An 18,035-nucleotide genomic window follows, 5' to 3' on the forward strand; every position below is an offset into this window, starting at 1 on the left:
GTTTGACCCATGGGTTTTCTGAGTGGCAAGAAATTGCTGATCACCGGCGTGCTGTCCAACCGTTCCATCGCCTATGGTATCGCCAAGGCCTGCCATGCGCAGGGCGCCGAGCTGGCCTTCAGCTACGTGGGCGAGCGCTTCAAGGACCGCATCAGCGAGTTTGCCGCCGAATTCGACTCCAAGCTCGTGTTCGACTGCGATGTCGCCGATGACGCACAGATCGAGAAACTCTTTATCGACCTGGCCACGCACTGGCCGAAGTTCGACGGCTTCGTGCACAGCATCGGCTTTGCGCCGCGCGAGGCGATCGCCGGCAACTTCCTCGACGGCCTCTCGCGCGAGGGCTTTCGCATCGCGCACGACATCAGCGCCTACAGCTTCCCGGCCATGGCCAAGGCGGCCCTGCCCTACCTGAACGAGCGGGCTTCGCTGGTGACGCTGTCGTATCTCGGCGCCGAGCGCGCCGTGCCCAACTACAACACCATGGGCCTGGCCAAGGCCAGCCTGGAAGCGAGCGTGCGCTATCTTGCCGAGGCCGTCGGCCCGCAGGGTATCCGTGCCAACGGCATCAGCGCGGGGCCGATCAAGACGCTGGCCGCCAGCGGCATCAAGGACTTCGGCAAGCTGCTGGCGAACTTCGCCGCCACCTCGCCGCTGCGCCGCAACGTGACGATCGAGGACGTCGGCAACAGTGCCGCCTTCCTGCTCTCGGACCTGGCCTCGGGCATCACCTCGGAGATCCTCTACGTCGATGGCGGTTTCAGCCATACCATCGGCATGCCGTCACCGTCAGAGGGCTGAGCCGACTCGGCCACAGGCCTCGCCTGGGCGCATCCATGCAGCCCTGGCGGGGCTTTTCATTTTTTATTCTTCGAATTTCGTTACCACCGACTGCAGCTGATCCAGCCATTGCTGACGCTGGGCCTCGTCGACAAAACTGGCCTCGAAACTGTTGCGGGCGATCTGCACGACTTCTTCCGGCGTCAATTTCAGCGCCTCGATGGTCTGCGCATAGTTTTCGGTGACATAGCCATCGAAATAAGCCGGATCGTCCGAGTTGATGGTGACGCACACGCCCGCCTGCAGCAGCTTGCGCAGCGGGTGTCTGGCCAGGTCCTGCACGCCCTTGAGCTTGAGGTTGGAGAGCGGGCACACGGTCAGCGGCATGCGCTCGCTGGCCAGGCGCGCGACCAGCGCCGGCTCCTCGATGCTGCGCACGCCATGGTCGATGCGCTCGACCTGCAGCACGTCCAGCGCCTGGCGGATATACGCGGGCGGGCCTTCCTCTCCGGCGTGCGCCACCAATCGCAGGCCCAGCTCGCGCGCCCTGGCGAACACGCGCGCAAACTTCTCAGGCGGATGGCCGAATTCACTGGAATCCAGGCCGATGCCGATGAAACGGTCCCGCCAGGGCAGCGCGGCCTCCAGCGTGGCCAGTGCGTCGTCCTCGCTGAGATGGCGCAGAAAGCACAGGATCAGCACGGCGCTGATGCCCAGTTCCTGCCCGGCATCGACGCAGGCGCGGTGCAGGCCTTCGATCACGATCTGCATCGGCACGCCGCGCGCGGTGTGGGTCTGCGGATCGAAGAAGATTTCGGCATGCACCACCCGGTCGGCGTGGGCGCAGCGCAGGTAGGCCATCGCCATGTCGTAGAAATCCTGCTCCTTGAGCAGCACCGACGCGCCCGCATAGTAGATGTCCAAAAAGCTCTGCAGGTCGGTAAACGCATAGGCTTTGCGCAACGCCTCGACGTCATCGTACGGCAGCGTCACGCCGTTGCGCCCGGCGAGCTGGAAGATCAGCTCCGGCTCCAGCGTGCCCTCGACGTGCACGTGCAGTTCGGCCTTGGGAATGGCGCGGGCCAGATCAATGGCGGCGATCGTGGAGGGGCTCATGAAACGCTCCTTGGTACTCAGATGGTGGCGGCGAAGGCCGCTTGCATCGACTGTAGCAGCCCGCTGCAGCACGAATTGTGCCCAGCCATTCCGCACAAGGCCGCGGAGGCGCCGCCTCCCCTGCCGATCAGATCGCCGGGTCGCGCAGCTCCAGCCGGATGGCGTCGATGGCTTCCAGCACTTCGGGGCCGAGCCGGACCTGCCAGACCACCAGATCTTCCGTGAGCTGGCCCAGCGTGGTCACACCGATGATGGTGCTGGCCACTTGCCACTTGTGATAGACGAAGGCCAGCGCCAGTTGCGTGGGTGTCAGGCCGTGTTCGCGCGCCAGCGCGTTGTAGCGCCGGGCCGCGGCCAGCGCCGATTCGCGCGCCCAGCGTTGCTTCTGCGTGGCTTCATAGAGGCTTAGGCGCCCGCGTGGCGCCTCGGCGCTGAAGATGCCGGTCTCATCGTACTTGCCGGTGAGCGCGCCAAAGGCCAGCGGCGAATAGGCCAGCAGCCCCACATCCAGCCGGAAGCAGGTCTCGTCGAGCGCGTTCTCATAACTGCGGTTGGTCAGGCAGTAGGGGTTCTGGGTGCTCACCACCCGCGCCAGCCCATGCTCCTCGGCCAGCCGGACGAATTCATGCACGCCGTAGGGTGTCTCGTTGGAGAGGCCGATGTGGCGCACCTTGCCAGCCTTGACCAGGCCATCGAGCGCCTGCAACTGCTCCAGGATGCTGGTTTGCGTGCGCTCCTGGGCCGGGTCGAAGTACATCGCGCCGAACGCCGGCACATTGCGCTCGGGCCAGTGGATCTGGTAGAGGTCGATGTAATCGGTCTGCAGCCGCCGCAGGCTGCCCTCGCAGGAAGCGACGATGTCCTGCGCGGTCATGCCCTTGCCGGCGCGGATCCAGGGCATGCCGCGGCTCGGGCCGGCCACCTTGCTGGCCAGCACCACCTGATCGCGCTTGCCGGGGTGGGCGGCAAGCCAGCGGCCCAGAATCGCCTCGGTGGCACCATAGGTCGCCTCGCGCGCCGGCACGGCATACATCTCGGCGGTGTCCCAGAAGTCAACGCCGACATCGAGCGCATGGTCCAGAATCGCATGCGCATCGGCCTCGCCGACCTGTTCGCCAAACGTCATGGTGCCCAGGCAGATCGGCGCGACCTGCAGATCACTGCGCCCCAGTGTTCGTTTTTCCATGGCTGCTGTTCTCCTTTGTCCGTTTCTCGTCACACAACACAGGGGTGCGTCCCGCAGGACTGGCCCCGATCGAATCTTCCATGTACACACCCACACTGGCTTCCCGTACCGAAACCGTTGCCGTGCGCGGCCTCCCCTATCAGGTGCGCCGCTGGGGCACCGAAACGGCCAGCCAGGACCGTCCGCTGGTGCTGCTGCACGGCTGGATGGATGTCTCGGCATCCTATCAGTTCGTCATCGATGCGCTGGGGCCTCGCGCCATCCAGTCACGCATGGTGATCGCACCCGACTGGCGCGGCTTCGGCGGCAGCATGACCGGGGCTGCAACCGATCACTACCTGTTCGCCGATTATCTGGCCGACCTTGACGCCCTGCTGCACCACTATTGCGGCACCGATACCGCAGTGGACATGGTCGGCCACAGCATGGGGGGCAATGCGGCCATGCTGTATGCGGGCGTGCGTCCCCGGCGGGTGCGGCGCCTGGTCAACCTGGAAGGCTATGGCATGCCCGCCGGCCAGGCCGGCAGTGCCCCCAGGCGCTACGCGGCATGGCTGGACGACCTGCAGCGCCTGGCCCGTGGCGAGCTGGCCCTCAAGACCTACGACAGCGTCCAGGGGGTGGCCGAGCGCCTGATGAAGACCAACCGCCGCCTGACCACCGACAAGGCGCTATGGCTGGCGCACCAGTGGGCCGCACCGGGCGCCGATGGCCGCTGGCGCATCCTGGGCAACGCCGCGCACAAGGTCAGCAGCAGCCAGGTCTTTCGGGTCGAGGAAGTGCTGGCGGTCTACGCCGCTATCGAGGCGCCGGTGCTGGCCGTCGACGGCAGCGACGACAGCCTCGGTCAGTGGTGGCAGGGTCGTTACAGCCTGGCCGAATACCATGAACGCCTGCGCGCCGTGCCCGACTGCCGCCTGGCCCGCATCGAGGACGCCGGCCACATGCTGCACCACGACCAGCCACAGGCCGTGGCCGAACTGATCGCAGCATTCCTGGCGCTGCCTCGCTGACGCCACAATGCTGATGCTGCCTTGACCTACATGGCAAGCTGGCGGCCGCCAGCATAATCAGCGCGACCGGCGTTCAATATCGAGGCGCCAGAACAAGGAGCGTCCATGCGAACCATCGAGACAGACGTGGCAATCATCGGCGTTGGCACCGCCGGCATGGCCGCCTACCAGGCCGCGCACCGCCATACCGAACGCATCCTCACCATCGAACATGGCCCATATGGCACCACCTGTGCCCGCGTCGGTTGCATGCCCAGCAAACTGCTCATTGCTGCCGCGCAAGCGGCGCGGCAGGCACGCCTGGCACCGCATTTCGGCGTGCAGACCGGCCCCGTCCACGTCGACGGCGCTGCCGTGATGCAACGGGTGCGCGAGGAACGCGACCGCTTCGTGCAGTTCTCGCTCGACACCGTCGCCGCCTGGCCCAGCGGCCACAAGCTGAGCGGCACGGCACGCTTTTCCGACTCAGGTGTCCTGCAGGTCGGAGAAGACACCATCGTCAAGGCACGCAGCTTTGTCATCGCCACCGGTGCCGCATCGCAAGTTCCCGAGGACTTGCGCACGCAGCTCGGCGATCGGCTCATCACCAGCGATGTCGTGTTCGACTGGCAAGCCCTGCCCGGCTCGGTGGCAGTGATGGGTTCCGGCGTGATCGGGCTGGAGCTCGCCCATGCACTCAGTGCCCTGGGCGTGCGGGTGCGCCTGCTCGGGCGCGGCGGCAAGGCCGGCCCGGCCACCGACCCCGAGGTCGCCGCGCACTGTGCCGAACTCACCCGCGCCAGCATTCCCAGTTGCCTGGACAGCCAACTGCAATCGGCGCGCCGCTGCGCCGAAGGCGTCGAGCTGCGCTACTCCAGCGATGGTCAGACGCACACCGAGACCTTCGACTTTCTGCTGGTGGCCACCGGGCGCCGCCCGCAGCTGGCCGATTTGCACCTGGAGGCCGCTGGCGTCACGCTGGATGAGCAGGGTCTGCCTCCTTTCGATGCGCAGACGCGGCAGCTCGGCTCACTGCCGATCTTCCTTGCAGGCGATGCCAACAACCACCATCCGGTGTTGCACACCGCCTCCGACGATGGCTTCGCCGCCGGCCACAATGCCGCCACCTGGCCGCAGGTGCAGAGCTTTCAGCGGCGGGCGCCACTGAACATCGTCTTCGGCGAACCCCAGATCGCCATGGTCGGCCAGAGCCACCGCGCTCTGCTGGAGGGCGGCGCTGATTTCGACACCGGTACGGTGCATTTCAGGAATCAGGGGCGCGCCCGCATCGAAGCCCGCAACCAGGGCGTGCTGCGCGTCTATGCCGACACGGCCGACGGGCGCCTGCTCGGCGCCGAGATGGTCGGCCCCGCCGCCGAACACATCGGCCACCTGCTGGCCTGGGCCCTGCAGCAGAAGCAAACGGTCGCCTCGATGCTGGCCTGCCCGTTCTACCACCCCACCATCGAGGAAGGCCTGCGCACCGCGCTGCAGCAATTGCGCAAGAAACTGCCCGCAGGTGCTGCGAGCAGCGGAACCGGGCAGTGACTACCCGTCTGCGAGGTGGTTCGCGGACGTTGACGCACCTGCCAACCAGCGGCTTGTACCATGCGCAATGCGCACGATGGGGCGCCATGGCAGTCAAGGCGAGGCTTTGTCCGATGCGATCCATCTAAATCCGACAACGCCTAGGGTTAACGATAAATATTATTAATACGAAAAATTCGTATTTATAATCAGTCCGTCATCAACCAGCCAGCCATCCAGCCAAGCCATGATCGTTTGTGTCTGCCGCCGAGTCTCCGACCGCGAGATCGCCCGTCACGCACGTGCCGGGATGAACTTTGACGAAATCCAGTTCGAACTCGGCGTCGGTACGCAGTGCGGCAACTGTGAATGCGCGGCGCGCGAGGTGGTGCAGCAATGCTGCGCAACACAACCGGTCGCGGCCCTGCACAACGAAGCATCATGCCCGAGCCAGCCTGCCATCTATTCGGAAGGGGTCAACTCATGGAGCTCATCGTGTCACTCGCAACCAGCCTGATGCTTGTACTGGGTTCGCTCTGGTGGATTCTGCGCAAAGGCAAGTGATTCCCGCGCGGTTCTTCGATCTCCTTCTCCGACCTGGCTGCCAGACCCACACCACACGTTCGCACCCCTTCCTTTCCGCCCCCCGTTTCACGTGATCCTGCCCCGCCGTGCGCGACGGTGGGTTTGCCAGAGCCATGACACCGCTTCCCCCTCTTCAGCAGCCCAACCGGCTCTCCAATACTTCCCTGGCCGTGGGAGGCGCTCTGCTGATTCACGTGGCCGCACTCTGGGCCGTCGTGCACGTCATGAACCAGGAAACCGAGCCTGCCGAGGTGATTGAACCGGCAGTCATCCTGACCCAGTTGATCGCGCCGCCGGCGCCGGAACCCTTGGCAGCGCCCGCCGCGGCCCCCGCCGTGCCCGAGCCACCGCCTCCCGTCCCTCCGCCTCCCCCGCCGCCCGAGCCACCGCCACCGGCCCCCAAGCCGCCGCCACCGCCGAAGCCGACTCCCAAGCCTGTGACCAAACCCAAGCCGGTCACCGAGAGAACGCCAGTGGTTCCGCCCGCGCCGCCGCCGGAGCCGGCCCCCGCGCCCGCACCGGTCGAGGCGCCGCCGGCTCCGACACCCGCGCCGGCAGTGGCATCGGCCCCATCCTCGGCCAATATCACCGGTACCGATGCACGCTCGGGGTCGACCAACCTGGCCGAAGGCGAGCCGGTCATCCAGCGCGCCGCCTCCAACAGTTCGGCAGCCCTCAACAACACTCCGGTGCCCTACCCGCCCATCAGCCGCCGCATGCGCGAAGAAGGCCGGGTGGTCTTGCGGGTGCTGGTCAGTGCCAATGGCACTGCCAAGGAGGTGCGCATCCGCACCTCCAGCGGTTATGACCGGCTCGACAAGGCCGCACAGGAGGCCGTGCTGCGCAACTGGCGCTTCACGCCGACCAAGCGCAACGGCGCGCCGATCGATGACTGGTACGACATCCCGGTCAACTTCAAGCTGACCTGACGATGCGTGCCGACCGCCATCCAGCGACCCCGGCGCATCGTCACCCATAGCCTATTTGCTTCAAATCCTCAGAGGAGTCTTCATGGAAACGGAATTCGGATTGCTGGGAGCCTGGAACCAGGCCGACGCAGTGGGGCGCACGGTCGCCATTCTGCTGCTGCTGATGTCCCTGGCCACCTGGGTGGTCATCATCATCAAGGGCCTGAGCCTCATGCGCTACAAGCGCATGGTCAAGCCCTCCAAGGATTTCTGGCACAGCGAGGACTTGGCAAGCGGCATCCAGAAACTCGGGAACCAGGCCGACAACCCCTTTCTGATGCTGACGCTGGAAGGCCGCGACGCCGTCAACCACCACCGCAACACGCAGGCGCACCTGCACGACAGCCTGGACATCAGCGACTGGATCACCCGCAACCTGCGCTACTGCATCGACGGCTTCACCGCACGGCTGCAGTCGGGCCTGTCGGTCCTGGCGACCGTGGGCTCGATCGCCCCGTTCGTCGGCCTGTTCGGCACCGTGTGGGGCATCATCCACGCGTTGATGGCCATTGGCGCGAGCGGCCAGGCCACCATGGATACGGTCGCCGGCCCGATTGGCGAGGCACTGGTGATGACGGCCGCCGGCCTGGCAGTGGCGATTCCGGCCGTGATCGGCTACAACGCCCTGGTGCGCGGCAACAAGTCGCTGCTGCTGCAGGTCAACGGCTTTGCCCATGATCTGCACGCCTATTACGTGACGGGGGGCCGTGTTGCCCATGGCGGCCAGGAGCCGGCCAAGGTGCTGCCCCTCAAGAAAGGCTGAACGCCATGGCATTTTCCAATCTGGAGCAGGACTCCGATGACGTGATGAGCGAGATCAACATGGTGCCGCTCATCGACATCATGCTGGTGCTGCTGATCATCTTCATCATCACCGTGCCCGTGATCAAGCATGCGATGAATGTGGAGCTGCCACAAGCCAGCACGGAGCCTGAAAAGGTCGAGCCCGAGACCGTCAGCCTGAGCATCGACGCCGAAGGCATCTATTACCTCGACACCACGCCCGTCACCGACGATGAGCTCAAGACCCGGCTGGCCCTCGAAAGCGCCAAGGACCCGCAGCCGAGCCTGCACATCAGCGGCGACAAGAACGTGCGCTACGAGCGCGTGGCCAAGGCCATGGCCCTGGCCAGCGAGACCGGCCTGAGCAAGATCGGCTTCATCACCGAGCCCGACGGAGGCGGCGCGAGTGGCGAGGCCCTGGACGGAGCCGGGAATGCAGCCACGGGCGCAGGAGCGCATGACAGGGGCGAGCGACGCGGCGGCGGCAATCGACGTGGCGGTCGTGGTGACGGTGGTGAAGGTGAAGAACTGCGCCACGAGCGCCGTGGTGCGCCAATGCCCAGCCCCGGAGGAGCATAAAGCGCCATTCTTCGGCTGGCGCGCGCCAATTGGCGCGTTTCAACTGACGCACAAAGGCCTGGCATCATCTGCCAGGCCTTTTTCATGTCCGGCTACCGCACGCGTGCGCAGCGCACATGCTGCCCAAGCGAAGGCCGGTCAGCCACTGCCTTGATCACACCTCGGTCTCGGCCAGACGCACCTGCGCCGCATGGTCCTTGAGTGCGGCCGCCACCTGCGGCACCAGCGCCGGCCCCTGGAAGATCAGCCCACTGTAGAGCTGCACCAGGTCGGCACCAGCCTCGAGTTTCTCGACCGCATCCTCGGCGTCCAGAATGCCGCCGACACCAATGATAGGGAAGCCCGGTCCAAGCTCCTTGCGCAGGCGGCGGATCACATGCTTGCTGGACTTGCGCACCGGCGAGCCACTGACGCCGCCCTGCTCCTTGCCATGCGCGAAGGCCTCCACGGCGCTGTGGTCCACAGTGGTGTTGGTGGCAATCACGCCATCGACGCCATGGCGCTGCAAAGTGGCAGCGATCAGGCCGATCTCGGTGGCATCGAGGTCCGGCGCGATCTTCAGGAACAGCGGCTTGTGCGGATGCTCGCGCTTGAGTTCCTCGCGCTCTTGCACCAGCGCCCCCAACAGCGCATCGAGCGCGGTATCCGACTGCAGGTCGCGCAGGTTCTTGGTGTTGGGCGAGCTGATGTTGACGGTGACATAGTCGGCAAACGGATACACGCCGCGCAGGCCGGCGAGGTAGTCCTCGGCCGCCCGTTCCATCGGCGTAGCGGCATTCTTGCCGATGTTCAGCCCCAGTTGCAACGGATGCTGCGGATCATTGCGCACCCGCGACCTGCGCACATTGCGCACAAAGGTCTCCAGGCCCTGGTTGTTGAAGCCCATCCGGTTGATCACGGCATTGGCCTCGCGGATGCGGAACATGCGCGGCTTGGGATTGCCCGGCTGCGCCAGCGGCGTCACCGTGCCCACCTCCACGAAGCCAAAACCCATGGCCGCCAGCCCGTCGATGCAGCGCGCATTCTTGTCGAGCCCCGCCGCCAGTCCGACCCGGTTGGCAAAACGCAGGCCGGCCAGTTCGATGGGGTCGTCGATGCGTGGCTGGGCATAGAGCTTCTGCAGCCAGCGGCTGGACTGGGAGCGCTTGAGCCAGTCCAGCATCAGATCGTGGGCGTTCTCGGCATCCAGTGCGAACAAAAAAGGACGGATCAAGGGATAGAGATTCAAGGACATGGCGATAATCCGTGTATTGGGAACGGCTGGTCCATGGCGTTTTTCACCCATGAGCCCCACCGCCCCGAAAAACAGCGCACAGCCTCGCCACGCGCCACAGGCAGGCTGCCAGTGCAACTTGGAATCATAAAGCAGCCAGGACCACTGGAGATGACCATTCGGCTGCGAACAGCAGGCTTCATGTTCTCGGAACCGCACAAACCCGCCAACACCATGGATCCCAACACCCTCAAACAGCGCGTCGGCCAGGCTGCCCTCGACTACATCCAGCCCGACAGCATTCTCGGGGTCGGCACCGGCTCGACCGTCAACAAGCTCATCGAGGCCCTCGGGCAGGCCGCCATCCCGCTGCGCGGCGCGGTCTCCAGTTCCGAGGCCACCAGCGCCCTGCTGCGGAAAATCGGCGTGGCGGTGCTGGCCGCCGAGGAGGTCGATGGCCTGGACGTCTACATCGATGGCGCCGACGAGATCGACGCCAGCGGCTGCATGATCAAAGGGGGTGGCGCGGCGCTCACGCGCGAGAAGATCGTCGCCGATCTGGCCCGCCAGTTCGTCTGCATCGCCGACATCAGCAAGCAGGTCGAGGTCCTCGGCAGCTTTCCGCTGCCAGTCGAGGTCATCCCGATGGCCGCCGCCCAGTTGGCCCGCCGTTTCGCCGCCATGGGCGCTCAGGCGCGCCTGCGGCGCCAGGCTGACGGCCAGCCGCTGCGCACCGACAACGGCCAGCACATCCTCGATGTCACCGGCCTGCATATCGACGAGCCACTGCGTCTGGAACTGGAAATCTCGGCCTGGCCCGGCGTCGTCACCGTGGGCATTTTTGCCCGCAACAAGGCCAGCGTGTGCCTGCTGGGCGGCCCGGACGGCGTCGCCACGCTGCATTTCAGCTGACCCCTGCCTTCATCCTTGCCTGTCCCCGTCTGGTTCATCGCAGGTTGGGCGTGCAAGGGCGGGCAAGACCTTCCGCTGGTTCCGTCTTGCGCGGCATGCGAAAATAGCGCCCCTCGGCCGCACGCGCGAGCTGTGCGACCTGCTCGAACGGAGCGAACACCCCATCACCCCCCGCCTGGCACCCTGCGTGTCAAGGCCCAGAATTTGCGAGAAACACCATGGAAGCAGAACGCCTGAACCAGATCGAAGCCAACCTGAAGGACCTGAGCGCGCGCAGCCAGGACCTACGGAGGTATCTTTGACTTCGATGCCAAATTCGAACGCCTGAGAACCGTCAACGCCTCACTCGAAGACCCGACGGTCTGGAACGACCCGAAGAAGGCCCAGGAATTGGGCAAGGAAAAGAAACTGCTCGATGGCGTGGTGCTCACGCTCGAACGCCTGGCGCAGGAGTTGGCCGACAATGCCGAGCTCTTCGAGATGGCCAGGGAGGAAGGGGACGACAGCAGCCTCGAAGCCATCGAGGCCTCGGTGAACGAACTCAAGCCCGATGTGGAGGACCTGGAGTTCCGCCGCATGTTCAACCAGGAGGCCGATCCGCTCAACTGCTTCATCGACATCCAGGCCGGCGCCGGCGGCACCGAGGCCAACGACTGGGCCAGCATGCTGCTGCGCCAATACCTGAAGTACGCCGAGCGCAAAGGCTTCAAGACCACCATCGAGGACGAAACCCCGGGCGACGTGGCCGGCATCAAGAGTGCCACCATCAAGGTCGAGGGCGAGTATGCCTACGGCCTGCTGCGCACCGAGACCGGCGTGCACCGCCTGGTGCGCAAGAGCCCGTTCGACTCGTCCGGCGGGCGCCACACCAGCTTTGCCTCGCTGTTCGTCTACCCGGAGATCGACGACTCCATCGAGATCAACATCAACCCGTCCGACGTACGCACCGACACCTACCGTGCCAGCGGCGCCGGCGGCCAGCACATCAACAAGACCGATTCGGCCGTGCGCCTGACGCACATCCCCACCGGCATCGTCGTGCAGTGCCAGGATGGTCGCAGCCAGCACAGCAACCGCGACGTGGCCTGGCAGCGGCTGCGCTCCAAGCTGTACGACTTCGAGATGCGCAAGCGCCAGGAAAGCCAGCAAGCACTGGAAGATACCAAGACCGACGTCGGCTGGGGCCACCAGATCCGCAGCTACGTGCTGGACAACAGCCGCATCAAGGATTTGCGCACCAACGTGGAGATATCCAACACGCAAAAGGTGCTCGACGGCGATCTGGACCCGTTCATCGAAGCCTCACTGAAGCAAGGCGTGTAACGGCCGTGCGCCCCGGTGCGGCGCCGCCCTTGCCTCTGGACGAGCGGGGCCGCAGCAAGCTAATCCCCCGATCCGGCGGCAGGCATCACCGCAGCTCACGCCGCAGGATCTTGCCGACGGTGTTCTTCGGCAGTTCGCTGCGGAACTCAATGAACTTGGGCCGCTTGTAGCCCGTCAGGTGGTTCTTCGCATGGGCACGCACGGCCGCCTCGTCGAGTGCCTCATCCTTCTTCACGATCACCAGCTTGATGGCCTCGCCGGTCGCCTCGTCCGGCACGCCCACCACCGCGCATTCGCGCACGCCCGACAGGTGGCCGATCACGTCCTCGACCTCATTCGGATAGACGTTGAAGCCGCTGACCAGCACCATGTCCTTCTTGCGGTCGACGATGCGGAAATAGCCGCGCTCGTCCATCACGCCGATGTCGCCGGTGCGGAAGTAGCCATCAGCCGTCATCACCGCCGCCGTCTCCTCCGGCCGCTGCCAATAGCCGGCCATCAACTGCGGCCCCTTGATCGCAATCTCGCCCGGCTCGCCGGTCGGCACTGGACGGCCGTCATCGTCCACGCATCGCACCCAGGTGCTGGACATCGGCAGACCGATGGTACCGGTGAAAGCCTGGGAGGTGACCGGGTTGCAGGTCACCGACGGGCTGGCCTCCGACAGGCCGTAGCCCTCGCAGATCGCGCAGCCAGTGCGCGCCAGCCACTGCTGCGCCACCACCTGCTGCACCGCGGTGCCCCCGCCGCCCGAGATGCGCAGATGTCGCCAGTCCACGGTGTCGAACTTCGGGTGGTGCAGCAACGCATTGAACAGCGTGTTGACGGCCGGGAAGGTGTGGACCCGGTGGCGGCGCAATTCCTTGAGCGTGGCATCGAGATCGCGCGGATTGGGAATCAGCACGGCCTTGCCGCCATTGCGCATGGACATCATCATGCCCACCGTGAAGCCGAAGATGTGATAGAGCGGCAGGGCGCACACGCTGGTGACCTGTTCGCCCTCCGGGATGCTCAGCACGGCGGGCTTGTTCCAGGCTTCCGACTGCAATGCATTGGCGATCACGTTGCCATGCGTGAGCATGGCCCCTTTGCTGATGCCGGTGGTGCCACCGGTGTACTGCAGCAGCGCCAGATCGGCATGGCCCAGTGCCGGCGTCAGCAAGGGCAGATTGAAGCCGCGCCGCAAGGCTTCATTGAAGCGCACCGCACCCGGCAATGCGTATGCCGGCACGGCCTTGCTGCGATGGCGCAGCACCCAGTTGACGAGCGGGCCCCGCAGCACGCCGAGCAGATCCCCAACCGAGGCGAGCACCACGTGCTCGACGGCGGTTTCGCCAATGCATTGCTGCAGGGTGTCGGCAAAGTTCTCCAATACCACGATGGCCTTGGCGCCCGCATCCTGCAGCTGATGCTGCAGCTCGCGCACCGTATAGAGCGGATTGACATTCACCAGAACCAGGCCGGCGCGCATCACCGCCGCGGCGGCAATCGGGTACTGGATGATGTTGGGCAGCATGACGGCCACACGCTCGCCCTTTTGCAGGCCGAGGGACTGCAGGTAGGCCGCCAGCCGGCCGCTGAGGCGTTCGATGCTGGCATAGCTGAAGTCCTGCCCCATGAAGCTGAAGGCCGTGCGACTGCCGTAGCGATCGAAAGCGTCGTCCAGCAGCTCGGCCAGTGAATCGTACTCGTTCGGGTCGATGTCGGCAGGCACTCCGGCCGGATAAGCGGCCAGCCAGGGACGCTCCTCGGCCGGTTCGGGTACAGGGTGTGGCATGGTTGACGTGCGGTTCATGGGTATCGGCTCCTGGCATGCATGATTCTGGTGCATGCGATGGACGGATACTACTTGCGATCCACCACGCCAATCAAAGGAAGCATGAAGGTATTGATAAACGATACCAACAGGCAGTATCGACGCACGTTCCTACCATTATCAGTTCTTCAGGACAGGACTCAGCCGGCAGATGCCAGCCTCACGCTCCACCATACACGCGCGAAATCGTCTCAGCCACGCACACCGGTTTTTCCTGCCCCTCGCGCTCCATCGTCACCTGCCAGACCATCTGCAGGCCCTGGTCGTCCAGCGCTTGCGTCTCCAGCAGGCGCAGGCGCGCCCGCAAGCGGCTGCCCACCGGCACCGGTGCCGTGAAGCGCACTTTGTTGAGCCCATAGTTGAGGCCCATCTTCACGCCCTGTATCGTCAACGAACGGTCCATCAGGCCGGCCAGCAGCGACAGCGTCAGGAAACCATGCGCGACCGTGGCGCCGAACGGGCCATGCGCGGCGCGCTCTGGATCGACATGGATCCACTGGTGGTCACCGGTGGCCTCGGCAAACAAATTGATCTGCTGCTGGGTGATGGCAAGCCAGTCGGTCACCAACACTTCCTGGCCTTGGAGCGCCGCCAGCTCGGCATAACTGTGGAAGGTTTTCATGCCATAGAATGTAGCGGTGCCGCGCACGGACCGGCTGTCGGGCCTGCGACAGCCGGCGCAAAGGGAGCGTCATGTCATGAAGACGTCACGCGGCCAGGCAACACTGGCGGACAATCGTTCTCCCATCGGCACGCAGGCAGAATCGGCCGGCATCAGGCCACCGGCTTCCGGAGTCCTCACTATGTTCTCCATCGAAAATGTGGTGCGCAACCGCTTTCCGCGCTTGCCCAAATCCAGTCCCAAGACCTATGGGACACTGGTTACCTTGCTGCGCTTCATCTTCAAGGAATCGGAGTTCCAGAGTTTCGCGCAGCGCTACCCCAACCTCAAGGGCTTCGACTTCGTCGAGCAGGTGCTGGAGCATTTCGGCTTCGGCATCACCGTCAGCGACCGCGAGCGCGAACGCATCCCGGCCTGGGGCAAGGTCGTCATCATCGCCAACCATCCGATCGGCAGCCTCGACGGCCTGGCACTGCTGAAAATGGTGGGCCAGGTGCGCCGCGACGTGAAGGTCGTGGCCAACGACATGCTCAGCTACCTGGAGCCGCTGCACAGCCTGCTGCTGCCGGTGGACAACATGGGCAACGCCACTCGCCGCGACAACATCCGCGCCATCGAGCAGCACCTGCAGGCCGAGGGCGCCCTCATCATCTTTCCGGCCGGCGAAGTCTCGCGCATCGGCCCTCGCGGCGTGCGTGACGGCAAATGGCAGCAGGGTTTTCTGCGCTTTGCCGTCAAGTCGCAGGCACCGATCCTGCCGGTCTGCATCGACGCCCACAACTCGGTGTTCTTCTATGGCCTCTCGATGATCGCCAAGCCGATCTCCACACTGTGGCTGGTGCGCGAGATGTTCAAGCACACCAACAACACGGTGCGCGTGCACATCGGCCAGTCGATCGCATTCGAGACCTACCGCCAGTTGCCCAACGACACGCCGCTGCGCACCAAACTGTTCAGGCGCCACGTATACAAGGTCGGCAAGGGCGACAGCGCGGCCTGTTTCAAGTCCAGCATGGACTGCATTGCACACCCGGAAGACCGGCAAACGCTGCGCCACGCCCTGCGCCAATGCGAACTGCTGGGCACCACCAAGGACGGCCTGCGCATCCACCTCTTCCAGTACCAGGAAGATTCACCCATCATGCGCGAACTCGGGCGCCTGCGCGAGATCAGCTTCCGCGCCGTTGGCGAGGGCTCCGGGCGCCGGCGCGACATCGACGCCTTCGACCGCGTCTATGACCACATCGTGCTCTGGGACGACGATGCGCTGGAAATCGTCGGTGCCTACCGACTGCGACGCATCACCAACCCCACCCATGACGCAGCCGCCGCGGCGCCCCGCAGCGTTGACGAACAGATGACCGGCTTTTACAGCCACACACTGTTCGAATACCGTCCCGAGGCCCAGGCCTACACGGCCCAGGGCGTGGAACTGGGACGCAGCTTCGTGCAGCCGCGCTACTGGCGCCAGAACGGCCTGGACCTGCTCTGGCGCGGTATTGGCGCCTACCTGAACAAATACCCCGAGATCCGCTATATGTTCGGGCCGGTCAGCATCAGCAATCGCCTGCCCCCACACGCCCGCGACCTGCTGGTGAGTTTCTATCGGAACTACTTCGCGGCACCAACGCCATGGGCTGTGGCCCGCACCCCCTATCAGTCCGACCCGGCCACCGGTGTGCCTGACTGGAGCCGCATGGAGTACCGTGACGGGCTCGTGACCCTCAAGACCGCGCTGGCCAACATGGGCCTGTCGATTCCGCCGCTCTACAAGCAATACACGGAGCTGTGCGAGCCGGGCGGCGTGCACTTTGTCGACTTCAACATCGATGCATCCTTCGCCCATTGCATCGATGGTCTGGTGAGCGTGGACCTGCAGAAGGTCAAGGCAAGCCGCAAAAAGCGCTACCTCGGCGAGTGATTCCGGCCAAATGGGGTAGAGTGCGGCCATTACCCTGCCCCTTGCCGCCCCCTCCTCGCCACATGGCCTCCTCCGCCCCCCCACCCCGCCCGACACTTTCCCTGGCTGCCCGGAGCCCCGGCGCGGCATCCGCGAAAGACGAAGACGCCAGCCGGGCGGCCCGCCCACGACACCCGAACGCCGTCTCCTCAGCAGGCCCCCGCAAGCCCACTGGCACCAGAAGGACGCAGGAGCCGGCGGGTGCCCCCCGGCAGCCCCCCCGCCCCCGCGCCAATGTCTACCAGGCACCTCCCAGCCCCCGAGGCACCGCCGCCGCGCAGGCAGCACCATCACCTCGGCCAACAGAACCGGCCAGAGCCTCTCATACGGCCTCGCCAGCCGTCGCGCAGCATGCCACCAGTCCCCAGCAAGGTATCCGCCTCAACAAGCGGATCGCCGAGCTGCAACTGTGCTCACGACGCGAAGCCGATGACTGGATCGAGCGCGGCTGGGTGCGCGTCAATGGACATGTAGCCGAAGTCGGCCTGCGCGTCGAGTCCACGGACCGCATCCACATCGAACGTGCAGCCCAGGACAAGCAGGCCCAACAAGCCACCATCGTGCTGCACAAGCCGATCGGCTATGTCAGCGGCCAGGCCGAAGACGGCCATCAGCCGGCCCTGACTCTCATCACCCCGGCCAGCCGCTGGCGACAGGACCCTCAAAAGGACCGCAAGCCGCCCACGTCATTGCGAGGCTTCGCCCCGGCCGGACGCCTCGACATCGACTCCACCGGACTGCTGGTGTTGACACAGGACGGCCGCGTGGCGCGCCAGATCATCGGTGCGAACAGCAGCATCGACAAGGAATACCTGGTGCGGGTCGAATATGAGGAGAGCCATGGCGCCATCATTCGCACCCAGGTGGACGCGGCCTTCCCCCCCGACAGGCTCGCGCTGCTGCGGCATGGCCTGTCGCTCGACGGCGCCGCACTCCGCCCGGCCCAGGTCGACTGGCAAAACCCGGAGCAACTGCGCTTTGTCCTGCAGGAGGGGAAAAAGCGCCAGATCCGCCGCATGTGCGAGCTGGTAGGCCTGCGCGTGACCGCGCTCAAGCGCGTGCGTATCGGCCAGATCGTGCTGGGTCAACTGCCCCAGGGCCAATGGCGCTACCTGGCGCCCGATGAGCACTTTTGACATTCTGCCAGCGGCACTCACCGGTCCCCGCCCGCCCGTCACAGGGCGCAATCCCCGACGTCCGAACCGCGTTTTTTCATGCCACGCCGATGGCGATCCCCATCGGATCAGGCCTGTATCAAAAAAATTACAAAAAACCGCTTGACTAAAAAATAAGAATTATTATCATTACATAAATCGATCGGGCACATGCCATTCCGCACGACTCTGGTGGATGTGTCCCATACTGTTTTGCCATTGGATTTCGGTCGAATACGTGCCATGAACAATAGCCTCAATACCCTGACAAAGCCCAACCAGAACAGCCCTGCATCGGCAGCGCCCACGCCGCTTGCCAGCCTGGAATTGTTGCGGGGCCAGAAGTCGGTCACCATTGAACACAACGGCGCGCTCTACCGGCTGCAAGCCACCAAGCTTGGCAAGCTCATTCTGACCAAGTGAGTCAGTGAGTACGCACTGCCACCAATCATTGCCATCGTTATTGAATAGTTTTACGCAACGGTTTCATCGTGGGGCGACCAGAGTCTGGTCTTTACC

At 64.9% G+C, this 18,035-nt stretch carries 16 protein-coding genes and 1 pseudogene; 12 read left to right on the forward strand and 5 right to left on the reverse strand.

The features are described from left to right. Positions 1 to 9 precede the first annotated feature (9 nt). Entirely contained in the window at positions 10 to 801 is a 792-nt protein-coding gene (fabI, locus tag EV687_RS07015; RefSeq protein WP_122230717.1) for an enoyl-ACP reductase FabI, read from the forward strand. Between the two features lie 63 nt (positions 802 to 864). Here the strand turns inward: fabI and EV687_RS07020 are convergent, their stop codons facing one another. Both EV687_RS07020 and EV687_RS07025 read right to left on the reverse strand, forming a co-directional pair. After that, the gene (locus tag EV687_RS07020; RefSeq protein WP_122230719.1) at positions 865 to 1,896 is read right to left on the reverse strand and encodes an adenosine deaminase; all 1,032 of its coding nucleotides are present in this window, start codon (positions 1,894 to 1,896) and stop codon (positions 865 to 867) included. A gap of 127 nt (positions 1,897 to 2,023) precedes the next feature. Further along, on the reverse strand, positions 2,024 to 3,082 hold the full coding sequence (locus tag EV687_RS07025) for an aldo/keto reductase (protein WP_122230721.1): 1,059 nt from the start codon (positions 3,080 to 3,082) through the stop codon (positions 2,024 to 2,026). An 80-nt stretch (positions 3,083 to 3,162) separates the two neighbouring features. Here EV687_RS07025 and EV687_RS07030 point away from each other — a divergent pair, with 80 nt between their 5' ends. From EV687_RS07030 to EV687_RS07055, 6 genes and pseudogenes are all read left to right on the forward strand, one after another. Next, a complete protein-coding gene (locus tag EV687_RS07030) occupies positions 3,163 to 4,095 on the forward strand; it encodes an alpha/beta fold hydrolase (protein WP_122230723.1) in 933 nt (310 codons plus the stop codon). A 105-nt stretch (positions 4,096 to 4,200) separates the two neighbouring features. Next, positions 4,201 to 5,622, forward strand: coding sequence for a dihydrolipoyl dehydrogenase (locus EV687_RS07035; protein WP_122230725.1), 1,422 nt, complete (start codon positions 4,201 to 4,203; stop codon positions 5,620 to 5,622). Positions 5,623 to 5,848: 226 nt separating this feature from the next. After that, positions 5,849 to 6,118: a (2Fe-2S)-binding protein gene (locus EV687_RS07040; RefSeq protein WP_122230727.1), complete on the forward strand. Its 270-nt coding sequence runs from the start codon at positions 5,849 to 5,851 to the stop codon at positions 6,116 to 6,118. 181 nt (positions 6,119 to 6,299) lie between these two features. Next, on the forward strand, positions 6,300 to 7,115 hold the full coding sequence (locus EV687_RS07045) for an energy transducer TonB (RefSeq protein ID WP_122230729.1): 816 nt from the start codon (positions 6,300 to 6,302) through the stop codon (positions 7,113 to 7,115). 82 nt (positions 7,116 to 7,197) lie between these two features. Then, positions 7,198 to 7,917: a MotA/TolQ/ExbB proton channel family protein gene (locus tag EV687_RS07050; protein WP_122230731.1), complete on the forward strand. Its 720-nt coding sequence runs from the start codon at positions 7,198 to 7,200 to the stop codon at positions 7,915 to 7,917. A gap of 5 nt (positions 7,918 to 7,922) precedes the next feature. After that, a pseudogene (locus EV687_RS07055) lies at positions 7,923 to 8,327 on the forward strand (ExbD/TolR family protein); the annotation flags it as partial. 343 nt (positions 8,328 to 8,670) lie between these two features. On the opposite strand, the gene EV687_RS07060 reads toward EV687_RS07055, so the two are convergent. Continuing rightward, entirely contained in the window at positions 8,671 to 9,750 is a 1,080-nt protein-coding gene (locus EV687_RS07060) for a quinone-dependent dihydroorotate dehydrogenase (protein WP_122230735.1), read from the reverse strand. A 213-nt stretch (positions 9,751 to 9,963) separates the two neighbouring features. Here EV687_RS07060 and rpiA point away from each other — a divergent pair, with 213 nt between their 5' ends. After that, entirely contained in the window at positions 9,964 to 10,641 is a 678-nt protein-coding gene (rpiA, locus tag EV687_RS07065) for a ribose-5-phosphate isomerase RpiA (RefSeq protein WP_122231179.1), read from the forward strand. Between the two features lie 218 nt (positions 10,642 to 10,859). Beyond that, positions 10,860 to 11,964 (forward strand): peptide chain release factor 2 gene (prfB, locus tag EV687_RS07070; protein ID WP_122230737.1). Its coding sequence is split into 2 segments (ribosomal slippage): positions 10,860 to 10,940 and positions 10,942 to 11,964, totalling 1,104 coding nucleotides; the frame shifts between segments, so codons are not numbered across the junction. A gap of 85 nt (positions 11,965 to 12,049) precedes the next feature. Here the strand turns inward: prfB and EV687_RS07075 are convergent. Next, positions 12,050 to 13,741, reverse strand: coding sequence for an AMP-binding protein (locus EV687_RS07075; protein ID WP_122230739.1), 1,692 nt, complete (start codon positions 13,739 to 13,741; stop codon positions 12,050 to 12,052). A 199-nt stretch (positions 13,742 to 13,940) separates the two neighbouring features. Then, positions 13,941 to 14,402, reverse strand: coding sequence for a MaoC family dehydratase (locus tag EV687_RS07080; RefSeq protein ID WP_122231181.1), 462 nt, complete (start codon positions 14,400 to 14,402; stop codon positions 13,941 to 13,943). Positions 14,403 to 14,583: 181 nt separating this feature from the next. Here EV687_RS07080 and olsF point away from each other — a divergent pair, with 181 nt between their 5' ends. From olsF to hemP, 3 genes are all read left to right on the forward strand, one after another. Beyond that, on the forward strand, positions 14,584 to 16,323 hold the full coding sequence (olsF, locus tag EV687_RS07085) for a bifunctional ornithine lipid synthase OlsF (RefSeq protein WP_122230741.1): 1,740 nt from the start codon (positions 14,584 to 14,586) through the stop codon (positions 16,321 to 16,323). Between the two features lie 446 nt (positions 16,324 to 16,769). Further along, positions 16,770 to 17,498, forward strand: coding sequence for a pseudouridine synthase (locus EV687_RS07090; RefSeq protein WP_423201080.1), 729 nt, complete (start codon positions 16,770 to 16,772; stop codon positions 17,496 to 17,498). Positions 17,499 to 17,759: 261 nt separating this feature from the next. Then, positions 17,760 to 17,939 carry a hemin uptake protein HemP gene (gene hemP / locus EV687_RS07095; RefSeq protein WP_122230745.1) on the forward strand — a complete coding sequence of 60 codons (180 nt, stop codon included), beginning with the start codon at positions 17,760 to 17,762 and terminating at the stop codon, positions 17,937 to 17,939. The last annotated feature ends 96 nt before the right edge of the window (positions 17,940 to 18,035 follow it).

It is taken from the genome of Corticibacter populi (assembly GCF_004217315.1).
Classification (GTDB): domain Bacteria; phylum Pseudomonadota; class Gammaproteobacteria; order Burkholderiales; family Burkholderiaceae_C; genus Lampropedia; species Lampropedia populi.